Source organism: Neisseria sp. P0009.S007 (genome assembly GCF_051962515.1).
The window spans coordinates 1-537 of sequence record NZ_JBQCVF010000842.1 but is presented as its reverse complement, the minus strand read 5'-3'; the positions used below and the strand labels follow the sequence as shown (position 1 = coordinate 537).

Genomic DNA, 537 nt, shown 5'->3' with positions numbered 1-537 from the left:
GTGGATATCCCCATTATCGGCGGTTATTAATTGAAGAATTGATTGTTCTTCATTTGCGGAGCCGTTATCTGAATGTTGAATTTTTTCTGCATCAGCAATATTCTCAATAATGCCATTGAATTTTTTTGGAATAGTATTTTCGCAATTCTTGCCAAAAATATTTTCTCTAAGTGGCGAATCAATTCCCATTACAACATATCGGCTCATGTCAGAACACGCATCCCAAATTTTGGCGAAAATAGAGCGTTCACTATCTGTGTCTAAAACCTCCATTAAAGCAGCCTTGATAATCTCATGTTTTTCTAGTTGCTCTCCCCGCGTATTCATAATTTCAAAGTAATGATTGAGGTCGGTGTCTTCGGGTACTTCGGTTCTAATAATTTTGACATTTTCTTGTAAGAACTCTGCCAAACTCATTCTCTCTTCTTTTGTCCTATCTGTTTCCCAATATTTTTTTATTGATTTTAAAGCATTTTTAAAAACATCAGGTATAGAGTCGGAGTCAAGATCTCCTAAGGCATCGTCGGAGTCATGTCT

At 36.3% G+C, this 537-nt stretch carries 1 protein-coding gene; it reads right to left on the bottom strand.

The annotated features are described in order from the left end of the window. A partial coding sequence (locus ACTHS3_RS16705; protein WP_440368603.1) for a hypothetical protein occupies positions 1 to 537 on the bottom strand: 537 nt, incomplete at both ends.